The organism is Streptomyces sp. NPDC059828, assembly GCF_042731955.1.
Lineage (GTDB): Bacteria > Actinomycetota > Actinomycetes > Streptomycetales > Streptomycetaceae > Streptomyces.
Genome location: NZ_JBHWIW010000031.1, coordinates 64728 through 87334, shown reverse-complemented (window position 1 = coordinate 87334; position 22607 = coordinate 64728). Strand labels below are relative to the sequence as shown.

Below are 22607 nucleotides of genomic sequence, written 5' to 3'. Positions count from 1 at the left end.
TCGCCGCCTGTGCCCGCGAAAGCCGGCGTGCTGTTGGTGAGTGTCGTTCCGTCCGCTGGGGATGTGATGACCGGCGTCGTGGGAGGCACGGTGTCGATGGTGATGGTGATCGGGTCACCCTCGGCGGTGTTGCCTGCGGCGTCTCGCGCGGTGGGGAGGATGGTGTGTTGGCCGTCCGCGAGGGCTGTTGTCGGGGTGCAGGTCCACTCGCCGCTGGCGTCGACGGTTGCGGTGCAGATGGTGGTGCCGGACTCGGTCAGCGTGACGGTGTCTCCCTCGCCGCCCGTGCCCGCGAAAGCCGGCGTGCTGTCAGCCAGGACGCTGCCGTCGGACGGACTGATGATAACCGGGGTGGTGGGCAGATCGCGGACGATGATGGGAGCGGTGTCGATTGCCGGAGTTACCTCTTCGGTCGTGGTCGTCGCGTTCACATCGATCGTGTACGTGCCGGGAGTGGCCGCAACCCTGCTGTCGAAGTGGAGCGTGATGCTAGCTCCGCCGCCTACCGTAAAGGGGCCCGACCAGGTCAGAGTCTGGCCGGAAATGACCGGGTCATTCGTCGTCGCACCGGTTGTCGTCCCGGTTTGGTAAGAGAAGCCTGATGGAAGGACTACCTCGATGGTGCTGATGTCCGCACTGAAGTTGTTGGGATTCTCGATCTCGACGGTGTAGCCGTTGATGGCGCTGGGCGGTGATTCCGATTCGTCAGCTGACGCGGTCGCCGCAAGCGGCAGGGTACCTGTGGGGGATAGGGCTGTCGTCCACTCGAAGGTGGCGTTTTCGCTGCTCGGGAGGTTCACCGGCCAACTGAGCCCCACACCGTTGTCGATGAGCTGGCCGCAGCGGCAGGTGTTCGGCAGCGGCTGCCCCGCCGTAGCCAGGTCGTATCCCTCGAAGTAATAGCCTTCGATGTATGAGTTGCCACCTGTGCGTGGCAGCAGGGCTTCAATACGGCTGCCAGGATCCGGCGACGTGCTGCAAGCCGCGCCGGAGCCGATGACTCGGCCATACCCGGCGTCGCTGTCCCCCAAGTAGCAGTCCCCTACGGTGTAGATGTAGCCGACTTGCTGGATTCCCGAGTTGTTCTGGACGGCAACGCTCGTGTCGTAGCTTTCCTCGCCCACCACGTACGTGTCGGTCTGGGTGAGAGTGACGCCTGAGCCGGCTCCGACGACGGTCACCAGACGGTACGGATCCGCCTCGGTGCCTGTGCCCGTGGGTCCAGTTTGGCTCACCTCTGTGTAGGGGGTACTGAGGAATCCGTACGAGATCCCGTTTAGGGCGATCACCGTTCCGCAACTGTCGCCGCCGTACCATGCGGGGTTGGTGTCGTCACGATGCTTGACGAAACACTGCAGTTGAGAATTGGTGTCGATACGCGTCAGCGGACCACTTGAGTCGATGGGTGCTGCTTGTGCGGTGGAAATCTGCGGAAGCAGGAACAAGAGGATGGTGTAGATAAGTACATGACAAACTCTTGACCAACTCGCAGGCTGCTGTGAGGCAATCGGGAGATTGGTATGTCTGGGGGGACGCAATGCACTTCCTCTCCGTGGCGCGGTTGATCCATCGTTATACGGTGAAGGGGCAGTGATTACGGTCCTACATAACGAGCCGCAGCGGATGTTGTCTACATTCCCCTAATTCGCCCTAAAGAGGAAAAATAGGGTAGTAAGTAGACCTCGGCGGCTCCGCCTGGACCCGTGTCACCGACCCGGACGGAACACCGGGACAGTGGTACCTCCACCTCTTCGCACCCGAACAGGCCGACCTCGACTGGGAGAACGCCGAGGTCCGTACCGAATTCGAGTCGATCCTGCGCTTCTGGTTCGACCGCGGAGTGGATGGCGTACGCATCGACGTAGCCCACGGACTCGTCAAGGAGCCCGGGCTGCCCGACCTCGCCCCCGCCGACATCGAACGCATCGGCATGGCGGCGACGACGGCCACCCGCACTGGGACAGCGAAGGGGTGCACGAGATGCTCCGCGGCTGGCGCGCCGTCGCCGACTCCTACCCCGATCCGCGCGTCTTCGTCGCAGAGGCATGGACTGGCGCGCCCGAACGTCTGGCCAGTTACATGAGGCCCGACGAACTCCACACCACCTTCAACTTCGACTACCTCACGGCCCCCTGGAACGCACGCCCCCTACGGATGGCGATCGACACCAGCCTCACCGCTCTCGAGTCTGTCGGAGCCCCTGCCACCTGGGTGCTCTCCAACCATGATGTGCCCCGTCACGTCTCACGTTACGGCTGCCCTCAGTCCGAAGAGCCGCTCCAGCGGTTGTCGGATCTCCTCGGCAGGGGACCCATCGACTTGGAACTGGGCACCCGGCGTGCCCGGGAGACGGCTCTGCCGACCCTTGCTCTGCCCGAGGCGCCTACATCTACCAGGGGGAGGAACTGGGTCTGGCGGGGGTCGAGGATCTGCCCGAGGACCTGCTCCAGGACCCGACGTGGGAGCGTTCGGGACACACCGATCGCGGTCGTGACGGCTGCCGCGTCCCCCTACCTGGGCCGGCGACCACCCCCCATTCGCCTACAGTCCGCCGGGTGCCGGAAGCGCACAGTGGCTCCCGCAGCCTGCCGCTTGGAAGCACCTCACCGTGCAGACGCAATTGGGTGACACCGACTCCATGCTGGAGCTCTACCGCCACGCCCTGCGTCTGCGCCGCGACCATCCGGCGCTTGGCGCCGGCAACATGACCTGAAGCGACCGGGCACGGACGCCTTCACCCGGGGCCCCGGCTTCCAGTGCCTGGTCAACCTGTCCGACGCCCCCACTCCGCTGCCTGACCACGACCGGGTACTGCTGTCCTGCATCCCATCCGGGACGGACCCCTGCCGCACGACGCCGCGGTGTGGCTCGCGGACCGATGACGGTGTTCCCGGTGCCCCGACTCTGTGCGCCGGTCAGGGGACCGAGCGCGGGTCTGGCGTCCGGAACGCCCGTCCCGGCCCGAGCCGCGGTCAGAATGCCGCACAGAGCAGCCGGTGGACGGGGAGGGAGTATGACCGACACATCCGAGGCGGCCCCGTCGCCCGGTCGTACCTTCTTCGGGCATCCGCGGGGCCTGTCCACTCTCTTCCTGACCGAGATGTGGGAGCGGTTCAGCTACTACGGCATGCGCGCCCTGCTCGCCGTCTATCTCGCCGCACCGGTGAGCGAGGGCGGCCTCGGTTTCCCGGAGAACACAGCCATCGCGATCTTCAGTGTCTATCTCTCGATGGTCTATCTGCTGACGCTCCCCGGCGGCTGGGTGTCCGACCGCTTCCTCGGCCCGCGGAAGTCGGTGACCATCGCCTGCGTCATCATCATGGTGGGCCACTTCCTCCTCGCCGTGCCCACCGAGGGATTCTTCTTCGCCGGACTCTTCTTCGTCGCCATCGGCTCCGGCCTCGTCAAGGCGAACATCTCCACCATGGTGGGCCACCTCTACGTGGGCGCACTGGAATGGCGCCGTGACAGCGCCTTCACCATCTTCTACATGGGCATCAACCTCGGTGCCTTCTTCGCCCCGCTGGTCATCGGCACCATCGGTCAGAAGGTCGGCTACCACCTCGGGTTCGCGGTCGCCGGCGTCGGCATGGCCATCGGTTTGGTGCAGTACCTCGTCGGACGCCGCTCACTGAGTCCGCACAGCGATGTCGTCCCGGCACCCATGGACGCGGCACACCGTTCCGCCTTGGTGAGGAAGGGGTTGTTGTGGCTGCTTGTGCCCGTCGTCTTCTACGCCGTGGTCGGGCTCTCAGGCCACTACACGATCGACTGGGTGGTCGTGCCACTGACGGTCATCGGCCTGGTTTTCCCCGCGTGGACGCTGATCCGTATCCGCAGGGACCCGGAACTGACTCCCCCGGAGCAGCAGCGGATGACGGCGTACGTATGGCTGTTCGTCGCCGCGGCGATCTTCTGGATGATCTACGACCAGGGCGGCTCGACGCTCAACATCTTCGCGGACCGCAACACCGACACCGAGTTCGCCGGGATCGACTTCCCGTCCAGCTGGTTCCAGTCGCTGAACCCCCTGTTCATCATGGCTCTGGGCCCGGTCTTCGCCTGGCTCTGGCAGTGGCTCGCGAGACGTCACAAAGAACCCTCCACACCGGCCAAGTTCGCCGTGGGTCTCATCCTGGTCGGACTGTCCTTCGCCGTCTTCCTCCCGGCGCTGGCGGCGGCCACGGACGGCAGCCTTGTTTCCCCGATGTGGCTGGTCGCCATCTACCTGGTGCAGACGGTCGGTGAACTGTGCGTGTCACCCGTCGGCCTGTCCGTCACCACCAAGCTCGCACCGGAGAAGTACGGCAGCCAGATGATGGGCGTGTGGTTCCTCGCGGTGACCGCGGGCGATTGCGTGACCTCGCTCGCCTCGCTCGCCGGCGCCAACCTGAACGGCCGCCCGTTCGTCGTCGCGGAGGTCGTCGTGGCGGTGCTGGTCGGCGTGCTCATCCTGCTCTTCCGCAAGAGGATCAGCCGGATGTTCGTAGGACACCACTGAACGAGTCCGACACGAAGGAGAGCTGACCAGAGTGCTGAACGGTGGTGGGTACTCGGCCAGGCCCAGAGGCGCCTTCGCGCCCGCGCTGCTGCTCGCCGGCTTGGCGGTCACCGCATGCGGCGGTGAGGGCAGGGCCGACACGGGCGGAAAGGTCACGGTCGTCTACGACGATTCCGCGAGCCCCCCGAAGGACCGGCAGGCAGTAGCCGTGATCCGGAAATCGCGCGTGCTCGAGCAGGTCGCCGACTGGGTGAGCACCGCAGTCGCCCTCCCTCATGACCTGGCCGTGAAAGTCACCGGCCAGGTCCCACCGGGAGTCACGGACGCGGTCACCCAGCCCGACGGCAGGACGATCTACGTCCCTCCGCGGTTCCTGCGGCAGATCCAGGAGGTCCTCGGCAATGTGGTCAAGACCGTCAAGCGCCCGGCGCTCCTCCCCGAAGCCGAGTACAACGCCGACGACCTGACCGCCCTGTCGACCCAGTTCGTCTTCGGCCACGAGATGGGCCATGCCCTGCAACGCCAGCTCCTGCTCGCGAACCTCGGCCTCGAGGAAGACGCCGCCGACGGGTTCGCGTCCTTCTACACCGTCAACGAGGTGGGCCCGGGCCCCTCGCTGGCAGCCGCGCTGCTCTTCGACCAGCTCGCCCGCGATGAGGGCGAACTGACCCTGGAAGGGCTCTCGAGCGACCATCCCGTCACCCAGCAACGCGTCTTCCACTTCCTCTGCTACCTCCAGGGGAGCGACCCCGGGAAGTACCAGGGTCCGCTCGTCGGCACCGGATATCTGCCGAAGACCCGCGCCCCGTTGTGCCCGCAGGCGTGGGCGATGCTGGACTACGGCTGGTGGACCCAACTCGCGCCGCACTTCAGCAGGGCGTTCAAGGGCGAGGGTGACGAGGAGCAGCAGGACGCGCAGGAGCATCTGATCGCAGAGACCAAAGCCTTCGCGGAGCAACTCGACAAGCTCCGCACCGGGCAGGCACAGGCCGGTTAGGCGAGCCCACGTCGAGCCCGGGCAGAAAAGATGAGTACGACTACTCAAGCTCGGCAGCGCCCGGCCACCGACGATGAAGTCACCATCGTCCGGACCGGAGATCGCTCGTGCTCAGCAGCATTGCCAACGTTCTGGTGCCCGCTTTCGGCCGCCTGTCGGTGACGGCCGATTCCTACGGCGCTGTCGCCCCGGGCAGCATTGTCGCCGCGAACCACACATCGCTCGCCGACCCTGCCGTCGTGCTCGCCGCGCTGCACCGTCTCGGCACCGAACCGGTCGTCATGGCGACCGCGGGCCTGTGGCGTGTCCCCGGGCTCGGCCGCGCCCTCGTGCGTGAAGGACACATCCCGGTGCACCGGGGCGACCGTCGAGCCGCTGCCTCGCTCGCCCTGGCCGTACGGGCCGTCGAGCGGGGGCGGTGCCTCCTCATCTACGCCGAGGGCGGTCTGCCGCACCGGAAGGACGCCGCAGAGGCGGCTCCCGGCGACTTCCGCAGTGGTCTGGCCAGGCTCGCTGAGCTCACCGGCGCACCGGTCGTGCCGGTGGGCCAGGCCGGCGCCCGCCGGATCACCTCAGGCAGCCTGCTGAAGCAGCTCTCCGGTCTGGCCACGGCCCCCGTCCGCCGGCCGGACCTGCACGTCCACGTCGGCGCGCCGCTCACACTGACCGGCAGCCGCGCCGCCTGCACTTCTCAAGCCCGCACCGCGGTGACCACTGCCTGGCGCACGGCGGCCGCACACCTTGGCGAGCGTGCCGCGCGCGCCGCGTAATTGGGCGCCCCCGGCGGACAGCCGGCTCCGTGGGACACCACTGAGCCTTCGACTGCGCCGCCCTCGCACTCCGGTCCGGACTCAGACCGCCGCGGCTTCGGGGTCCCCCGGCCCCTCCCCGCGACGCCTCGGCAGCACCACCCGGAACACGGTGCGGCCCGGGCGGCTGGTGAGCTCCACCCGGCCCCCGTGCGCCAGGGCCACCGCGTGGGCGATGGCGAGGCCCAGCCCGGTGCCGCCGGTGCTCCGCGAGCGGCCGTCGCCGCCGGAGCGTACGAAACGCTCGAAGATCTCCGTCCGTAGTTCCTGGGGCACACCGGGGCCGTCGTCCGCCACCAGGAACTCCACCTCGCGCCCGGCGCCTTCCCGGACGCCGAGCCGGACCGTGACCTCGGTGCCGGCGGGGGTGTGGGTCCTGGCGTTGGCGAGGAGATTGGTCAGCACCTGCTGCAACCTCCGCTCATCACCGCGTACCACCACGGGCTCCTCCGGTAGGTCCAGCACCCAGCGGTGGCGCGGTCCTGCGGCCTGGGCGTCGCTCATCGCGTCCAGCACCAGCCGGGTCAGGTCCACCGACTCGTCCGCGAGCGGCCGTCCCGCGTCCAGCCTGGCGAGCAGCAGCAGGTCGTCGACCAGCTCACCCATCCTCGCCGCCTCGCAGCGCACCCGGTCGAGCGAGTGGCGCACCTTCTCCGGCACCGGCTCCGGATGCCGCAGGGCGAGCTCCGCGTGCCCGCGGATCGAGGCGACGGGCGTACGCAGCTCGTGACTGGCGTCGGCCGCGAACCTCCGCAGCCGTTCCTCGCTCGCGTGCCTGCGGGCCAGGGACTCCTCGACATGCCGGAGCATCCGGTTGAACGCGTCCCCGACCCGGCCCACCTCGGTACGCGGATCGCTGTCGGGGACCTTCGGCGGCATGGCCACCTCACCCCCCGCGAGCGGCAGCTGGGCAACGCGGGAGGCCGTGGCCGCCACGCGGTGCAGGGGGCGCAGAGAGAGCCGCACCCATGCGGCACCGGCGAACCCGGTGAGCAGCAGGGCCGCACCGAACACGATCGCCTCCACGAGCCGGAGCCGGTCCACGGTGTCCTGGACGGGCTCCACCGGCAGCCCCGTGATCAGCACGTCTCCCGCAGGCCCGGGCACACCGATCACCCGGTACTCCCGCAGCGCGGACAGGTGGATCGTGCGCCCCTTGCCGTCGCCGGGTACAGCCACCAGTGCACGCCGGTCGTCCGCGGTGAGGGACACCTGGCTCTCGGTCTGGTCGCCGACCACGGCTGCCTGGGTCACCGTCCCGCGCAGCACGCAGGCGCCGAAGGTGCCGGTGGCCTGCCCCCGGGTGTCCGGCCCGCCGCCGTCGCCGCGCAGTTTCCGCGCGGGGTCGAGGCTCGCGGGGAAGTGGTTGCCCACGGCCGAGAGCTGCTGGTCCAGCCGCCGGACGAGGAACCCCTCAAGAGCCGTGGTGGTCGCCAGCCCCACCGCGGCGCAGCAGAGCGCGAGCAGGATGACCAGACCGACCGTGAGCCTGGCTCGGAGGCTGCGGACCGCCAGCGCCGCGAGGGGGCGGCGTGCGGGCATCAGGAAGGCTCCTGTTTGAGCACATAGCCGACACCCCGCACCGTGTGAATCAGCGGGCTGTGACCGGCGTCGACCTTCTTGCGCAGATAGCTGATGTAGAGCTCGACCACATGCGCCTTGCCGCCGAAGTCGTAGCTCCACACACGATCGAGGATCTGCGCCTTGCTCAGCACCCGTCGCGGATTGCGCATCAGGAAGCGCAGCAGCTCGAACTCGGTCCGCGTCAGTTCCACCGGACGACCCGCGCGCGTCACCTCGCGGACCTCCTCGTCCAGCAGCAGATCGCCGATGGCCAGCAGGGTCGTCTCGTCCGTCGCGCGCGTCATCCCGGCCCGGCGCAGCAGGCCCCGCACCCGGGCCAGCACCTCTTCGAGGCTGAAGGGCTTGGTCACGTAGTCGTCCCCGCCGGCGGTGATCCCCGCGATACGGTCCTCCACCGCGTCACGCGCCGTGAGGAACAGCACACACACGTCCGGCGCATGCGCTCTCAGCCGCCGGAGCACATCGAGCCCCCCGATGTCCGGCAGCATCACATCCAGCACCACGGCGTCAGGACCGAAGTCCCGGGCCGCGGCGACTGCCTCCTCGCCCGTGGCCGCGGTGCGCACCTCCCACCCCTCGTAGCGCAGGGCATCGGAGAGGATGCCCGCCAGATCAGGCTCGTCGTCCACGACGAGCACGCGCACGGGCGAGCCATCGGGGCGGCGCAGACCGGCCGTCGTGGGGTGCGGGGCGTTGTGCGGATTACTCATGGCCCCGGCAGTATCACCGGCCTACTTCTGAATTTCCTATGAGTCCGCTCTGTGGACACCTTTCGGCAGCCGTTTCAGAGGAAACACAGAGATTCCACTGCCACGGTGTGCCGCACCCCGGCCTCGCGCAGCGCATGGCCAGGGCTGGGACGACCGTCCGCCGAGAGGAGCCCCCATGGCCACCGTCCAGCATGCCCACGCCACCAGCGGCCACCAAGACAACGGCCCGCATCCTTCCCTGCACGCGCCGCCCAGGCCTTGGCGCCCCTGGCGTTCTCCGGCAGCAGGGCTCCTGCTGCTCATACACGCAGGAGCCGCGGCGGTACTCGGTCTGTGGTGGAGCAACACGGGGACGGTGGCGGGTCTGGACGGCTGGCTGACCAACGCGGGCCGGATCACGGGGCTGCTGGCCGGGTACGGCTGTGCGGTGCTGCTCGCCCTGATGGCGCGGGTGCCGGTGGTCGACCGGACCGTGGGAAGTGACCGACTGGCCCGCTGGCACGCGATGGGCGGGCGTTACACGGTGTCGCTGGTGATCGCCCACACGATGTTCATCGTCTGGGGCTATGCGGTCACGTCGGGGACGGGTGTCATCGACCAGACGGTCACGCTGGTCCTCGACTATGACGACATGCTCATGGCCACGATCGGCATGCTGCTGTTCGTGCTGGTGGGAGTGGTCTCGGCGCGTGCCGCCCGGCGCAGGGTGTCCTACGAGACCTGGTACTACCTGCACTTCGTCACTTACCTCGCGGTGTTCCTCGCCTTCTTCCACCAACTGGCCTACGGCGCCGACTTCCTTGCCGAGCCGGTGGCGCGGACGCTCTGGTACGGGCTGTATCTCGGGGTGGCGGGGCTGCTGTTGTGGTACCGGTTCCTCACTCCTGCCCGGCGGGTGCTGCGGCACCGCCTGCGGGTGGCGGAGGTGCACCGGGAGGCGCCGGGGGTGGTGTCGGTCTACATCACCGGCCGGCACCTGGGCGAGCTCGGCGCCCGGCCCGGCCAGTTCTTCCGGTGGCGGTTCCTGACCCGGGGAATGTGGTGGACGGCCAATCCGTACTCGCTGTCCGCACCCGCGGACGAGCGATATCTGCGGATCACGGTGAAGGCGTCCGGCGGCCACAGCACCGCACTGGCCCACCTCGCCCCGGGGACCCGGGTGTGGGCGGAAGGCCCCTACGGCGCGTTCACCGCCGCCCGGCAGTCCAGCTCCAAGGTCCTGCTGCTCGCCGGCGGCGTCGGGATCACCCCGCTGCGGGCCCTGTTCGAAACGCTGCCCGGCTCGGTGACGCTCGTGTACTACGCGCGCAGTGTCCAGGACCTGGCGCTGCGGTCCGAGCTTGACGAGATCGCGGCGATGCGGGGCGCGGCCGTGCATTACGCCGTGGACGGCCCGGAGGGTACGGCCATCCCGCTGACGGGTGAGGCCCTCGGCGGACTCGTCGCCGAGCTGCCTGCGCATGACGTGTATCTGTGCGGCCCACCCGGGATGACCGCCGCCGCCAGGACGGCACTGCGCGAGGCCGGTGTCCCCGGGCACCGTGTCCACCACGAGACCTTCGCCTTCTGAGCCCCGACCGCCGAGACCACCACACGCCACGAGGAGAGTCCCATGATCCGACCTGTTGCGGTAACCGCCGCGTCCGCCGCGGGAATCGTCCTGCTGCTGTCCCTCAAGCCACACGACGACCCGTCGGCGACTGCGACCAGCGCCCCGTCGGCATCCACACCCACACCCGCACCCACAACCGGGACCTCACCCTCCGGCAGTGCCACAGCCGCACCCGAAGGCACCGGAGGCACGGCGGTGTCGGGCACCTTCGAGGGAGACACCGCCCAGACCCAGCAGGGCCCCGTCCAGGTGAGCGTGACCTTGGCGGAAGGGGAGATCACCGGCATCGAGGTGCTCCAGGGCGTTCACGGCCAGGGCCCGAGCGCGACGGCCGTGCCCGTGCTCACCGAGCGGGCCATCGCCGCGCAGAGCGCCGACATCGACGCCGTCTCCGGCGCCACGTACACCAGCGAGGGCTATGTCTCCTCGCTCCAGAGCGCACTGGACCAGGCCGGTGTCTGAGCTTGTGGGGCGGCGGCTGCGCCATGTCGAGCGGGTGATGGGCACGGTGTTCTCGTTCGACGTCCGGGGCGAACCGGCGCCCGAGGTCGGCCAGGCGCTCGCAGGTGCGGTCGAGTGGCTGCACCGCGTGGATGCGGTGTTCTCCACCTATCGTCGGGACAGCCAGATCAGCCGCCTCGACCGCGGAGAGACCACACTGTCCGACTGCGACCCCGAAGTCCGTGCGGTCCTGGAGTTGTGCGGGGAGGCAGCGCGAACCACGGGGGGCTGGTTCACCGCATATCCGGGCGGACGTCTCGACCCCTCCGCGATGGTCAAGGGCTGGGCGGTGGAACGGGCCTCGCAGCTGCTGTACGAGGCGGGCGCACGCGACCACATGGTCAACGGCGGCGGTGACATCCAGTGCCGGGGCGAGTCAGTCCCGGGCCGCCCCTGGCGCATCGGCATCGCCCACCCCTTCCACCCTGAAGGTCTCGCCGTCGTGGTCGACGGCACCGACCTGGCTGTGGCGACCTCGGGCACCGCCGAACGCGGCCACCACATCGTCAACCCCACCACCGGGGCACCCGCGGCCGAGCTCGCCTCGCTCACCCTGGTGGGACGGCACCTCACCGAGGTCGACGCCCTGGCGACGGCCGCGTTCGCGATGGGGGACGCGGCCCGCGCCTTCGCCGGGGCACAAGACGGCGTCGAGGCCTACGCCGTGACGGCCGGCGGCCGCGTCTGGTGGACCTCCGGCTTCACGGCGCACTGCCCGGGCCTCCGCCTGGAAGCCGGGGGGCGGGCTGCGTCGGCATAGCGGCCGCGGATGCCGAACACGCCGTCGCGCGTGCCCGTGGTCGCGTGAGGCCCACTGGGATACTCAGCCGCATGAGAAAAGGCCACGGGGCGAGGAACCACCTCGCCGACGCGCGGCGCGGCCTCCTGGTCTCCGGCGTCTCCCTGTCTCTCTTCGTCGTCCTCACCGCGCTCGTCGTCTTCCGGGCGCGTGACGGAATCCAGACCCTTGACTCCGCGTGGCTGTCCTTCATGACCGCGATCGAGAACCCGGTCTTCACGGCTGTGGGGGACGCGATCGGCCACGCGGTCGATCCGGTCCTCGTCCTCGGCGCCACCGTGGTGCTGGTGATCGTTCTCCTCGTGATGAGACGCGGGCGCGACGCGGCCCTCCTCGCGGTCGTCACCGTCATCGGCTTCGTCTCCGTCTACTGGATCCAGCACTCCGTCGGCCGACCCGGGCCGCCCCGTCCGCTCGATCCCACCACCCACGTCGGTGCGTCCGTGTCGGATGGGTTCGAGCGCTGGCTGAGCCAACTGGGGACGTACCCGTCGGGGCACGTCGGCTGTAACACGGTTTTCTGGCTGACCTTGGCCCTCATCTTCACGGCCCCCCTCTCACGTGCCCGGCGCGGGGCTCTCACAGCCGTCGCGCTGTTCATCGCCCTGGTGGCCCTGACGCGCACGTACATGCACGACCACTGGCTGACCGACACCGTGGGAGGCGTACTGCTCGGAGTCGGCATCGCAGTGGGCACTGCCGCTCTCTTCGACCTGGTGGGGGATCAGGGCCGACGGCGGCTGCCGGCTCTGGAGGTCGTGGAGAGGACGCCCTGAGTTCCCGCTCGTGACGGACGCTCACCCGCTCTCCACTCCCACCAAGCCGCTGCCGGGCATTCTGTGCCTCCCGCGCGGAACCCGAGTCGACGACGGGAGACGAAGGCCCCGAGGCCGTGTGTGACGCCCCTCGCCGGGTTGGCTCCGACCGGTGTCACGGCGCCGGGGCCGCGTTCTCGTCGGCCGGGACGGGCGCCGGATTGTGCAACGGCCGACCGGTTTCGGCGGCCTCCCCGTCAGCCGGCTCCACGGCCGCCCGCCAGCGGCGCAGCATCAGGTGAATCACCAGCATCAGTACGCATGTCACCGCGGCGCTCTGCCACAACAGCGCGTCCAACCGGCCGGCTGCCAGATAGGCGCCCACGGCGACGGCCGCGAGGGCGCACACGCCGCGGTCCACGATGCTCTCCACCGACAGCAGGGTGGCGCGGGGAGCTGCCTTGGGGATGGCGTCGTTGACCAGGCTGCGCTGGAGCGGATAGACGAAGCCCGTGATGGCCGCGAACACGCAGAGCAGTACGACGGCGGACCACGGCCCCCCGGCGGCGACACCCACGAGGGTCACGGCGAGGGCCACACTCAGCACCGACACCCACGCTGCGGGCGACAGGCGGCGGCTCAGCCACTGCGGGCGTGCCGAGGCCACGGCTTCGGCGACCGTCATCGCCGCAAGCACACTGCCGTGGGAGCCCTCGGCGATGCCGTGGTCCAGCAGCACGGGCTGGAACAGATTGACCTGGCAGATCCTCGACAGCGTGAACACGGCCACTCCCTGCACCATGACCAGCATGAGCCAGGGCGACCCCGCCACACAGCGCAGCGCCGTGCCCGCGTCGCGCAGGAACGCGGTTCTCCGTCCCTTCTCCGCCTGCCGCCGCTCACGGGTCCCGAGCGGTGCGAGCCGGGGCAGCGCCAGGGCGCAGCCGAGCGAACCGGCGGCACTCGCGGCACTCAGCACGTAGGGGGTCTGCGGCGCCAGCATCATCAGCGGCCCGACGAGTGGCCAGCAGACGACCTTGGCGGCAAGGCCGAGGGCACGGGCCGTGCCCTCCGCCCTGACGTAATGAGCCCCCGAGCCCTCCGCGTGGAGCCCGTCGTAGAGGTACGCGCTCGCTGCCCCAGAGGTCAGGGACCGACCGGCGGCGATCGCGAGGAAGTGAACCAGGAAGCCGCCGTATGACGGGGCGAGTACGGGGGCCAGGTTCGCCGCCGTCATCACCACGGCCCCCGCTCGCAGGCAGTTGCGGGCGCCGATGCGGTCGGCGATGACGCCGGTGGGGATCTCGAAGAGACAGAAGGCGATGTAGTAGATGCTCTGGATTCCGAAGATCTGTCCGTCCGACAGGCCCGCGTCACGCTGGTAGGCGTAGAAGACGGGCATCCACCAGAGCAGGTTGAACAGCAGCTGGAAGCCGTTGTTGAGCCGGATGATCCGCCGGGCGGCGGGACTCGCGACCGGACCGGACGAGCGGAAGGGCCATCGGGACGGCATACGGCGCATCACTGTGCGTACGGCCGGATCTGGACAAGGTGAAACGTTCCCTCCGCGCTCAGCAACCACTCGATGTCCAGCGCGTCGTCCGGGTCGTCCTCGCTGAAGTGGGACTGGAGCAGACGGCCCGTCAGGGCCAGCTCCGCGAGGGCCTCCCGGGTCGCCGCCGGGAGGTCTTCGCCGGCGGTCCCGACGGCGACCGTCCGCCCGCCGCCCTCGACGGTGTTGTAGAGGTACTGCTGCGGCAGGACCGTGCCGTCGACCACGTGCTCCGGCGACCCCGGGGTGCAGTTGAGGTAGACGTTGCGGAAGTCCTCACGCCGTGTCGGATTGCACGTCACCAGCACCCCGCCGAGATCGGCGGACACGTACTCCTGGACGATCACCCCCATGTACGTGTCGTCGAGCGAGATGCCGACCTGGTGCCGCAGCCGCACACTGCGCGGGGAGACCAGCGAGGCCCACACCTGCCGTACCGCGTCCAGGAGTTCCCCCGCGCCGCGCACGGTGGTCACGGAATCGTAGATCCCGGCGGCGGAGAAGCCCGGAAGGTCTTCGGCGTTCGACGAGGAGCGGACCACCAACCGGCTCCCGGAGTCCAGCGCGTCGGGTACGGCCCCGGTGATCTGCCGGGCCACATCGTCCGGCACCGGCGTGTGGCGCACCAGGTGCTGAAGGTGCAGGCACAGCGGGTCGACGACGTCGAACGCCTCCAGCTCCAGGGCCATCTTCAGCTTGCCGATGCCCTGCTGCACCGCGGGGGAGGACGCGAGGAACGCCTGGTGGAAGGAGAACGGCAGCGCCACACCCTCGGGTGCCCGGACCGTGCGCGCCACCCGCTCGGCCGCGGCCAGGCGCAGCCGGGCACGGTCAGCGCCCCGCTCGCCCAGACGGGCCGCCAGATGGGCGAACAGGTCGCTGCGCGGTGGGCGCGGCCGGGCGTAGAACACGGTCAGGTCGGTGGTGCGGCTGTCCAGGACATGGTGCAGCTCTCCGAGATTCGCCGCCTTGGTGCCGTAGCAGTCCCGGTCGGTGCTCCGCAGCCGGTGCAGCGCGAGCACCGGTGCGTCCTCCAGCAGCGGAGACCCGAGGCGTATGCGCTGCTGGTGCCACGTGGGCTGCTCCAGGACGGGCTTCGACGCGAGGGGCACCAGGGCGATGCCCTCCTCCTGGACGCGGTAGTGCACCCACGCCCCGTCCAGGTTCTCCTTGCCGACGAGTTCGTCGAGATCGCGCACGATGGCGTTGGGTATGCCCCAGCCCGAGGCCAGCACATTGGTGTGTGACAGCGGTGTGATGGGCGCGGTGTTGATGAACCCCGCCACCCGGGGCACATCGTCGGGCAGGCACCGCATGGCGACGATGTCCGACCAGCCGAGATCCGCCGCGGCAGCCTCGTACTCCCGCGCGGTGCGGAAGTAGCGCAGCCGGCCGCGTGCCTCACCGGGATTGAGGCAGGTACGGGTGCGGTTCCCGAAGAGCTCATGGCTGAGGATCCGGGGCACCCGCACGTCGCTGACCGAGGCCAGTGCATGCTCCTGTCCGTGGTTGGCGGGCTTGAGCAGCAACGGAAGCCTTCCGTCCACCCTCCCCCGCACGAATGCGTAGAACTCCTCCAGCAGGGCACCGCTCATGGTGTCCGCCTCGGTCGTCTCCAGGACGAGGAAGGGGCGTTCACGGCTCTCGGCGTCCTCGTCGCTGTGCAGGGACAGCACCCCCAGCAGGAACCGGCGGTCGGGATCCATGTACACCGACGCGTTGAACCCGTCCAGATCGGCGTCGAGCTCGGCCAGACTCATCCCGAGCACACGCGTCGCGATGTAGTTGACGTGGAACGGGTGCACGCGGGTGTCCAGGATGTGCCAGGTGTCCCTGGCGCGGTCCACGACGACCTTGAGATACGGATGACCCGCCAGCACCCCGGACAGTGTGCGGAACAGCGGCAGGGACAGATTGGCGCCGACCACGGTGCCGTCACCCGCGACCCCGGGTGCGCCCGCCTCGCCCGGCGCGGTGGTCATACGACCGCCCCCTCTGCGGCGGGCAGCAGCTCCGGCAGCGCGTCGACGAGCGCGCCGAAGTCGCGGACGACCGTCTGCGGGTCGTCGGCGGACAGCAGACACAGTGCCGCCATCGTGTTCGCCCCGGCAGCCGGGTCGTAGACCGGCACCGTCGCACCGTCGGGGAGGGAACTCTCGGAGACGACGGACAGCCGGCTGCCGCCACTCAGCGGAGCGGAACGCACCACCGTGGGCGAGTCCCACACATGCCGGCGCTCCCACGGTTCGCCGTCGCCGCCCACGGCGAGCACCACGAGGGAACCGGCCGCTCCCTCGGCGTCCTCCGGCCGCAAGGCGCCCACGGGCCAGGCCACCGGCCGGCCGAGGAGCTGGTCGGTGAACATCCCTACCAGGTCGAGGCCGAAGACCTCCTCGATCTGCGGCACCGTCATCGCCCCGCCGAACCGCGCGGCGGTCTCGATCACCCACATGCGTCCGCCGGACCCCAGCTTGATCTCCGTGTGGGTGCCGCAGTTCTCGAGCCCGAGCGCCTCCACGGCACTCCTGGCGAGTTCCACGACCCGTTCCTGAGCATCGGCGTCGAGCGCGGCCGGGGTGATCCCGGCGCGCTCGGTGAACGGCGCGACGGTCGGCATCCGGCCGCTCAGGCAGACCGGCCGGAACGCGCCGCCGACGACCACGCCCTCGACGCTGACGTAGTCACCCCAGCCTGAGCCGTCGAACCACTCCTCGGCACAACCGGTGACGATCTCCTCGACGATGAAGTCCCCACCCGCGCCCGCGACATGCAGCTCCGCATAGCCGAGCCGCGCCGAATCGGCCATGACGGCGCGCGAACGCTCCCACGACGATTCGAGCTCCGCGACCGACCGGATGATCTGGTGCGCCGTGGAACCCGCACTCCAAGCGGCCTTGAGCAGCAGCGGGAAGGACAGCTCCCCCGCCGCGCGCCGCAGGTCGCCCGCCGAACCGACGGCACGGAATCGGGGCTGGGGAATGCCGTGCCGCTCCCAGACACCGCGCATCAGCCGTTTGTCCCGGGCCAGCGCGGCGCTCTCCCCGGCGCCGGGGAGACCGAGCCGCCGGGAAGCCTCGGCGACCGCGACCACCGCGTACTCGGAGAAGGTGACCACGGCGTCCGCACCGACCTCGCCCGCCCGTTGGGCGATGAGGTCCACGAGGTCCCCGCGCTGCCCGGCGCCGGGCACGACGACCGATGCGCACAGCCGTCCCGTCTCCGCCGCGACGGCCGGGGGCAGTTCGCTGAGAGCCAGCAGGTGCACCTCAGACCTCGCGGCCACCCGCGTCAGGGCGTGGCCCAGCGGCGGGCCGCCCTTGGCATGTACGTACAGCACCTTGCTCACGAACACCCAACTCCTCCGGTAGCGCGGACTGGTTCCTGCACCTCTCTTCCAGCGAAACATCCGCCGACCGGTCGACCGGACGTCTCGGGTACCGGCGCATCAGGCAAATGCCATAACGGCAAAGGCGATTGAGGGGCCGGAAAGAGACCGTGATGCGCTACGGGCACACCAGGGCGGCGGTCACGCTCGGCATGATGAAAGGCTTACGGGATACGCATGAAGTGTCACTCAAGGTGATGTGGTGGCAGAATTGAAGGAGTTGGGTCGTGGACGAGACCGATTTCAAGGCGCTCCTCGCACAACTGCCGGTCTTCTGGTGGGAGGCTGACAGCGACCTGAGAGTGGTCGACAGCGGTGGCGGCGCCTTCGACGACCAGGACACCACCCAGCGCTTCCTGGACGCCCTGGCCGCCGACCCCGGCGATATGCCCCGGCCTCCCGGCAAGGACCCGCTACAGGCCCGCTTCGACGGCAGGGCCTTCGACGTGACCTGGCTCGCAGGGCCGCTCGGTGCCCACCACCACAGCAGGGGGGTGGCAGTCGAGACACGTGAAGGAGCGGACCCGTTCGCCTCGTTCGCCGACCTCACCCCCGCCGCCGCGTTCGTCCGTGACGCGGCGGGCCGCTATCTCTGGACCAATCACGCCTACGCCCACCTCTACGGCACGACACGCGACAAGCTGGTCGGCAGACACCTCACCGACGTCGACGCGCCCGACGACGCCGTACGGTTCCTCGCCCTCGACCACGACGTCCTGTCCGGCAACACCCCGGTGCGCCACACGCTCACCTACCGGCGGCCGGACGGGACCTCCGCGCACGCCGCGGGCTACCGCTTCCCGGTCCGCTGGGGAGCACGCCGCTGCGTGGCGGGAATCTACGTCGACATCACGGACTACACCCACGCACTCGACCAGCGCCGACAGGCGGAGGACGACCTGCGTGCCCTGCGCGACCACAGCGGGCTGCCCTGCCTGCGGATTTCCGCCGACGGCCTGGTCACGGAAGCCAGCACCGCCGTCTCGGAGCTGTTACGCGTCCGCCTCTCCGACCTCGTCGGCAGGCCCGCCGACGCCCTGCTCGCCGACACACCCGAACGTGCCGTGCTGCGCGAGATCTGGAACGACCTCGTCGACGGGCGGCGCAGAAGCGCCGAGACATCCGCCGTGCTCCTCGACCACGAGCACGGGCGGCGCCGGGCACGGCTGCACCTCACCACGACCGGCCGCAGCGCGGGCCGCGCGACGAGCGTGTGGACCGTCGTCACACAGGCCGGTCTGCGCCACGAGAGCCACACCACGCTCACGGCCAGTCAGATACGCATACTCGCCCTGCTCGCCGCAGGGCGCAGCAACGCGGAGATCGCCGGATCCCTGCGTCTGTCCCGGCAGACGGTCGACTACCACCTCAGCCGGCTGCGTGAACTCCTGGACGCCCCGACCCGGCCCGCCCTCGTCGCCCGCGCGTATGTCCTCGGCATCCTCTCCCCGCACACCTGGCCACCACGGTCCGCCACGGCCACCCATCCGCGGAGCCCTGCCTGAACACAGGGCGTAGCCGCCGCGGCGGAAGGGTCTTGCGCGTCCACACGCCCCGGCCGCTCAGTGAGCGCGATTGAGAGCGAGTGGAGCCATACCGGCCCCGTCATGGCTGACTGCCTGTGGACGGGGGTACCCCCGTTCCTGCAGTCGCTGGGTCACCTCGCGGTACAGCAGCTCCGCGGTGATGAGCTCAGGGCCCTGCGCCAGGCCGTTGCGCAGCACGTGAATGAGCTCCCCGGTGAACGGGGTGTACTGGTCACCGGCCGGGGCCAGAGCCCGCCCCGCCGCTCCGGACGCGGCCATCACGAAGCCGGTGCCGATGTCTGTCCGGATACCGGTGTCGTCGGGACGGAGGCTGCTGAGGATCGCGCGACCTGAATAGCAGCAGTCGAGGATGACCACCTTGTAGCGGGCACGGCTCCGCAGCAGCAGGCTCCGCAGATGCCGGTATGCCAACGCCGAATACGGATCCTGCGCGCGGGTTTGCCCCACGGCCAGCATCAGCTCTCCCGTCTCGGGATCGAGAAGGCTGTGCCCTGCGAAGTACACCAGCAGGGTGTGCTGTGCGGATTCGACCGCCTGACCGACGGCGTCCAGGATCTCTTCCAGGCCCATCGGATCAGCCAGCACGGTCGTCAGCTGATCGGCGAAGGCTCCCCCCGCGGGGTCCGTCAGCAGCGCCGCCAGGTCGTGCACACCTGTGAGGACCGAGGGGAGGGGGTCGAGGTGCTGGTAGGCGCCGACTCCCACCAGCACGGCGTTCGAGCGGTCCGTGGCGGGGCGTACCGGAGGCCGCACGACTTCGGGGAGTGCCGGATACATGCGGGCCCAGGCTCGATAGCCCTTGAGGTCCACTCGTACGCGCTGGAAGCGCCCATGAAGTGCGGGCAGGCTCTCGTAGAGCTCCTCGCCCATGATGAGCGCGTGGGTGGCCCGCGGCTGGACCTCCAGCGATTCCCGGAGCACGGCAGAGTCGACGAGGCGGCTCGCGCGAAGCACCGCGTCCCCGGCGAACCCGTACTCCTCCGTGGCCACGGCGCCGTGTTCGACAGCCAGGCGCAGACGTGGGTACTGCCGCTGGGCGTAGGCATCCTTCAGCGCTGCGACGATGCCGTCGATGAACGCGGGGACAGCCGCCGTCTCGTCCACGCCGCGGGGCAGAAGCAGCAACGTGGCATCGCCCCGGTCCTCGAAGAGGCATGCGTCGAGGTCCACGCCGGCCGCCCGTACCGCCTGAGCGAGGATGTGGGAGGTGATCTCTCGCTCCGCCCGTTGTACCTCCGCGCTCATCTCGCCGTACCCGACGGCCTCCACGGCGATGCACACCCGGCGGGACGCCGCCGCTTGACCCGCCCCCTCCGTGTCCGGATCCCGCAACGGCAGGACCGGTGCGGGCGGTCCGTTGCGAAGGAGCGCCGTCGGCAAGCGCAGGCCGACGACGACCCCCGGCGACAGAGGGCGGGTGCGCCAGGCGACACAGTCATCGAGGAGGAGCGGTCCGTCCGGTTCGTCGTCGTCGAGCATCACGAGGAAGGCCGCGGGGTCGGACTCGTCAGGATCACCGGTAGTGTGCGCGAGCCACGCGAAGTCCTCCCATGAGAAGGGGGAGGCCATGCGGCGCACGTTCACGGGAAGGCAGTGCTCGGAGGTGAGCCACGCCAGGTCGTGCCGGGTGCGCCTCGTGCCCCTCCGCCGCAGTTGCCGCGAGAGAGGGACGCCTTCCGCCGCGATGCACTGCGCCAACTCCTCGACGAATTCCCGCTCCGTGATCGGTGGTGCCCCGGGGGATCCCGGCGGTACCGAGGACGGGGTGCCGGAATCGAGCGGCGCGGGAAGCCGTGCGTGGAGATATGTGAGCAGGTGCAGCAGCAGCAGCAGCGCTTCGCGCGGGACCTGCCGTGCATGGAGGTCACCGCTGAGACGGGCGAACGTCGCGCGTACCGCCGCGGGCCGAAGGGCCACGGCGGCGTCGATGTACTGCGCCAGCAGAACATCCGCCATCTCGGTCGGTGGGCCACCCCGTACGCGTGGGCGGGAGGCCTCGGTCAGGAGGGTCACCGCGAAACTCCACGGAGGAACGCGCCGCCCGGCGGCGTAGTCGGCGAGCTGTGCCGACGACACACCGGCAGCAGTGGCGAGAGCGCCACCCTTGCTGCCGAGGGTCGCGAACAGCAGCCTGAGGGACGCGTCCAGGCCGTCCGTCGACAGCCACAGGGATGCCATGTCGGCCGTATCGGCGGTACCACCGGAGTGAGGCCCCGCTCCCGGGCCGGATCCGGCTGCCGGGTCCGTGCGGGAGGGAGACAACACGATCGTGCCGGGTGCCGTGTTCTGCGTCATCGTGACAACCGACCCGAGGCGCGCCCGCATGTCCGGGCCGAGGTACGCGAACGGTGCGCCGGCCCCTGGCCCGTGGTCGTCCAGAAGCCAGGCGGGAAAGTCGGAGGAGCGGCCGACGAGGGTTTCGAGGCGTTCTCCGACCCGGCGGCCGCACTCGATGAGGTCGGCCGTCGGAACGGAGTCGAGCAGCAGGTCCTTCGCATCGGAAGCGAAGTCGAACAGCCGGTTCCGCCCGCCGGGCCGCGCGGCCTCGGAGTCGGCGAGCGGTTGGACCAGCCCACCGAGCAGCACCTCGGCGAGCGGCGCCATGCCTTCCTGCGCGGAGAGACAGGAGTGGACCAGCTGCATCACCGGCACACTGACCGGAGCCATGGCCGCCAGGTGTGCGGCGAGACGCAAGGCCTCGGGTGAGGCAGCGTGGCTGAAGTCCACGACGCTCACCCGGCCCGGCCTTTCGGTGTGCGCCGTGCCCCCGTCCGTCGCCCACAGCTGCACGGGAACGGGCCGCCCCACCACGGTGTTCACGGCGGCCCAGCCGGCGAAGCCCGCTGCGGAGAGCTCCAGGACGGGGATGGGGATCTCCGGCGGCGGAGCGACGCTCGGCGGGAGGACCAGGTCCGTCGCCTGCCAGGCCTGGTTCGGCGCGCCCGGCCGTGGCGATGCCACGTGCCAGGTGTCCGCCCGCACACCGGAGCCCGGCCACAGACGCCGTGGCAACATGTGGACCACGGCAGTCGGCCCTTTGCGAGCCCATGACTCGAGTACCCGACGCAGCCGCCCGTCCCGCCACGCGGCTGCCGCCCCGTCGGTCACCACCAGGACCATGCTCTGCCCGGAGGCGTCCGCGAGGGAACCGGGCGCACACGTGACCGAAGAGGCGCACCAAGGGCGCCCGAGCCGTACGCCGGCCTCTCCGGACCCGTAGCGGAGCTGGTACGTCTCCACCTGCCGGAAAGCCCCGCTGCGCTCGAACAGCCCCTTGAGCCCGGAGCAATGACGCTCCCACAGGGCCATGGACACACCGCTGTCGAGCACCAGCGCAAGGCGCATCCACCGCTCGGGACGTGGCCGCAGGACCACCTGCGGTGTGCGCGTGTCCGCCTGTACGGCCGCCGTCGCCGCTTCGTCGAGTGCGTACTCCTGGTGGCTTCGAACCTGGCGCTTCAGCGGGCGCAGGGCCCGGCCTAGGCGCAGTTCCGTCCCGAGTGCCCGGGCCCCGGGGACGAGCAGGGCCCGCCTCGCCGCATCACCGGGCGGTGGCGGCCCGGCATGCACGCCGACGCGGTCTGCCCGGTCCTGTGCCGTTTCTGCCGTCCGCGTGGGAGACCCGCCACCAGGGTCCCGGTCATGGGAACCCGGGTCGCCGGTATCCGTACCGGGAGCGTGCGTCGGGTCGCCCGGTCCCGGGGCTCCCGCGGCCGCCTCCTCCGCGGCGAGCACGGCGAGGGGGGCCGCAGGTCCGGACGGGACGCGTGCGGCCAGCCACAGGATGTCCAGCAGATCCCCCTCTCCTGCCGGCACACCAGCGGCACCGAGGACCTCCCGCAGCTCCCGGAACAT

Annotated in this window: 15 protein-coding genes and 1 pseudogene; 9 read left to right on the top strand and 7 right to left on the bottom strand. The window is 70.0% G+C overall.

Annotation, left to right across the window (positions count from 1 at the left end):
• On the bottom strand, positions 1–1445 hold a 1445-nt coding region (locus ACFV6V_RS19790; protein ID WP_385566561.1), incomplete at its 3' end, for an Ig-like domain-containing protein.
• 305 nt (positions 1446–1750) lie between these two features.
• Between ACFV6V_RS19790 and ACFV6V_RS19785 the strand changes: the two are divergent.
• From ACFV6V_RS19785 to ACFV6V_RS19770, 4 genes and pseudogenes are all read left to right on the top strand, one after another.
• Positions 1751–2083 (top strand): annotated as a pseudogene (locus tag ACFV6V_RS19785) (alpha-amylase family glycosyl hydrolase); the annotation flags it as partial.
• A gap of 930 nt (positions 2084–3013) precedes the next feature.
• Positions 3014–4501: a peptide MFS transporter gene (locus ACFV6V_RS19780; protein ID WP_385566558.1), complete on the top strand. Its 1488-nt coding sequence runs from the start codon at positions 3014–3016 to the stop codon at positions 4499–4501.
• A 31-nt stretch (positions 4502–4532) separates the two neighbouring features.
• The gene (locus ACFV6V_RS19775) at positions 4533–5498 is read left to right on the top strand and encodes a DUF4344 domain-containing metallopeptidase (protein WP_385566556.1); all 966 of its coding nucleotides are present in this window, start codon (positions 4533–4535) and stop codon (positions 5496–5498) included.
• Positions 5499–5605: 107 nt separating this feature from the next.
• Positions 5606–6268: a lysophospholipid acyltransferase family protein gene (locus ACFV6V_RS19770; protein ID WP_385566553.1), complete on the top strand. Its 663-nt coding sequence runs from the start codon at positions 5606–5608 to the stop codon at positions 6266–6268.
• An 81-nt stretch (positions 6269–6349) separates the two neighbouring features.
• On the opposite strand, the gene ACFV6V_RS19765 is transcribed toward ACFV6V_RS19770, so the two are convergent.
• Both ACFV6V_RS19765 and ACFV6V_RS19760 read right to left on the bottom strand, forming a co-directional pair.
• Entirely contained in the window at positions 6350–7849 is a 1500-nt protein-coding gene (locus tag ACFV6V_RS19765; protein ID WP_385566551.1) for a sensor histidine kinase, read from the bottom strand.
• Positions 7849–8601, bottom strand: a complete 753-nt coding sequence (locus ACFV6V_RS19760) for a response regulator transcription factor (RefSeq protein WP_385566548.1) — start codon at positions 8599–8601, stop codon at positions 7849–7851. The genes ACFV6V_RS19765 and ACFV6V_RS19760 overlap by 1 nt, the downstream gene beginning before the upstream one ends.
• Positions 8602–8776: 175 nt before the next feature.
• Between ACFV6V_RS19760 and ACFV6V_RS19755 the strand changes: the two genes are divergently transcribed.
• The 4 genes from ACFV6V_RS19755 (at position 8777) to ACFV6V_RS19740 (ending at position 12289) form a co-directional block, all read left to right on the top strand.
• Positions 8777–10171, top strand: a complete 1395-nt coding sequence (locus tag ACFV6V_RS19755) for a ferric reductase-like transmembrane domain-containing protein (RefSeq protein WP_385566546.1) — start codon at positions 8777–8779, stop codon at positions 10169–10171.
• Between the two features lie 42 nt (positions 10172–10213).
• Positions 10214–10675, top strand: coding sequence for an FMN-binding protein (locus tag ACFV6V_RS19750; RefSeq protein WP_385566543.1), 462 nt, complete (start codon positions 10214–10216; stop codon positions 10673–10675).
• Positions 10676–10712: 37 nt separating this feature from the next.
• On the top strand, positions 10713–11474 hold the full coding sequence (locus ACFV6V_RS19745) for an FAD:protein FMN transferase (RefSeq protein WP_385566571.1): 762 nt from the start codon (positions 10713–10715) through the stop codon (positions 11472–11474).
• Between the two features lie 71 nt (positions 11475–11545).
• On the top strand, positions 11546–12289 hold the full coding sequence (locus ACFV6V_RS19740) for a phosphatase PAP2 family protein (protein ID WP_385566541.1): 744 nt from the start codon (positions 11546–11548) through the stop codon (positions 12287–12289).
• Positions 12290–12443: 154 nt separating this feature from the next.
• On the opposite strand, the gene ACFV6V_RS19735 is transcribed toward ACFV6V_RS19740, so the two are convergent.
• The 3 genes from ACFV6V_RS19735 to ACFV6V_RS19725 are packed head-to-tail and all read right to left on the bottom strand — an operon-like array spanning position 12444 to position 17166.
• Complete coding sequence (locus tag ACFV6V_RS19735) at positions 12444–13781, bottom strand: MFS transporter (RefSeq protein WP_385566538.1); 1338 nt, start codon at positions 13779–13781, stop codon at positions 12444–12446.
• Between the two features lie 8 nt (positions 13782–13789).
• On the bottom strand, positions 13790–15802 hold the full coding sequence (locus ACFV6V_RS19730; protein ID WP_385566536.1) for a PEP/pyruvate-binding domain-containing protein: 2013 nt from the start codon (positions 15800–15802) through the stop codon (positions 13790–13792).
• The gene (locus tag ACFV6V_RS19725) at positions 15799–17166 is read right to left on the bottom strand and encodes an acetyl-CoA carboxylase biotin carboxylase subunit family protein (RefSeq protein ID WP_385566533.1); all 1368 of its coding nucleotides are present in this window, start codon (positions 17164–17166) and stop codon (positions 15799–15801) included. The genes ACFV6V_RS19730 and ACFV6V_RS19725 overlap by 4 nt, the downstream gene beginning before the upstream one ends.
• Before the next feature lie 266 nt (positions 17167–17432).
• On the opposite strand from ACFV6V_RS19725, the gene ACFV6V_RS19720 reads away from it, so the two are divergent.
• Positions 17433–18710 carry a helix-turn-helix transcriptional regulator gene (locus ACFV6V_RS19720; protein WP_385566531.1) on the top strand — a complete coding sequence of 426 codons (1278 nt, stop codon included), beginning with the start codon at positions 17433–17435 and terminating at the stop codon, positions 18708–18710.
• A gap of 57 nt (positions 18711–18767) precedes the next feature.
• Here ACFV6V_RS19720 and ACFV6V_RS19715 read toward each other — a convergent pair whose 3' ends face one another.
• Positions 18768–22607, bottom strand: a complete 3840-nt coding sequence (locus ACFV6V_RS19715) for an SAV_2336 N-terminal domain-related protein (protein WP_385566529.1) — start codon at positions 22605–22607, stop codon at positions 18768–18770.

Bases quoted from the DNA above. Each gene is read 5' to 3' on its own strand.
- ACFV6V_RS19780 (WP_385566558.1), top strand. From the start codon at position 3,014: ATGACCGACACATCCGAGGCGGCCCCGTCGCCCGGTCGTACCTTCTTC.
- ACFV6V_RS19765 (WP_385566551.1), bottom strand. From the start codon at position 7,849: ATGCCCGCACGCCGCCCCCTCGCGGCGCTGGCGGTCCGCAGCCTCCGA.
- ACFV6V_RS19760 (WP_385566548.1), bottom strand. From the start codon at position 8,601: ATGAGTAATCCGCACAACGCCCCGCACCCCACGACGGCCGGTCTGCGC.
- ACFV6V_RS19755 (WP_385566546.1), top strand. From the start codon at position 8,777: ATGGCCACCGTCCAGCATGCCCACGCCACCAGCGGCCACCAAGACAAC.
- ACFV6V_RS19750 (WP_385566543.1), top strand. From the start codon at position 10,214: ATGATCCGACCTGTTGCGGTAACCGCCGCGTCCGCCGCGGGAATCGTC.
- ACFV6V_RS19745 (WP_385566571.1), top strand. From the start codon at position 10,713: ATGGGCACGGTGTTCTCGTTCGACGTCCGGGGCGAACCGGCGCCCGAG.
- ACFV6V_RS19740 (WP_385566541.1), top strand. From the start codon at position 11,546: ATGAGAAAAGGCCACGGGGCGAGGAACCACCTCGCCGACGCGCGGCGC.
- ACFV6V_RS19735 (WP_385566538.1), bottom strand. From the start codon at position 13,781: ATGCCGTCCCGATGGCCCTTCCGCTCGTCCGGTCCGGTCGCGAGTCCC.
- ACFV6V_RS19730 (WP_385566536.1), bottom strand. From the start codon at position 15,802: ATGACCACCGCGCCGGGCGAGGCGGGCGCACCCGGGGTCGCGGGTGAC.
- ACFV6V_RS19715 (WP_385566529.1), bottom strand. From the start codon at position 22,607: ATGTTCCGGGAGCTGCGGGAGGTCCTCGGTGCCGCTGGTGTGCCGGCA.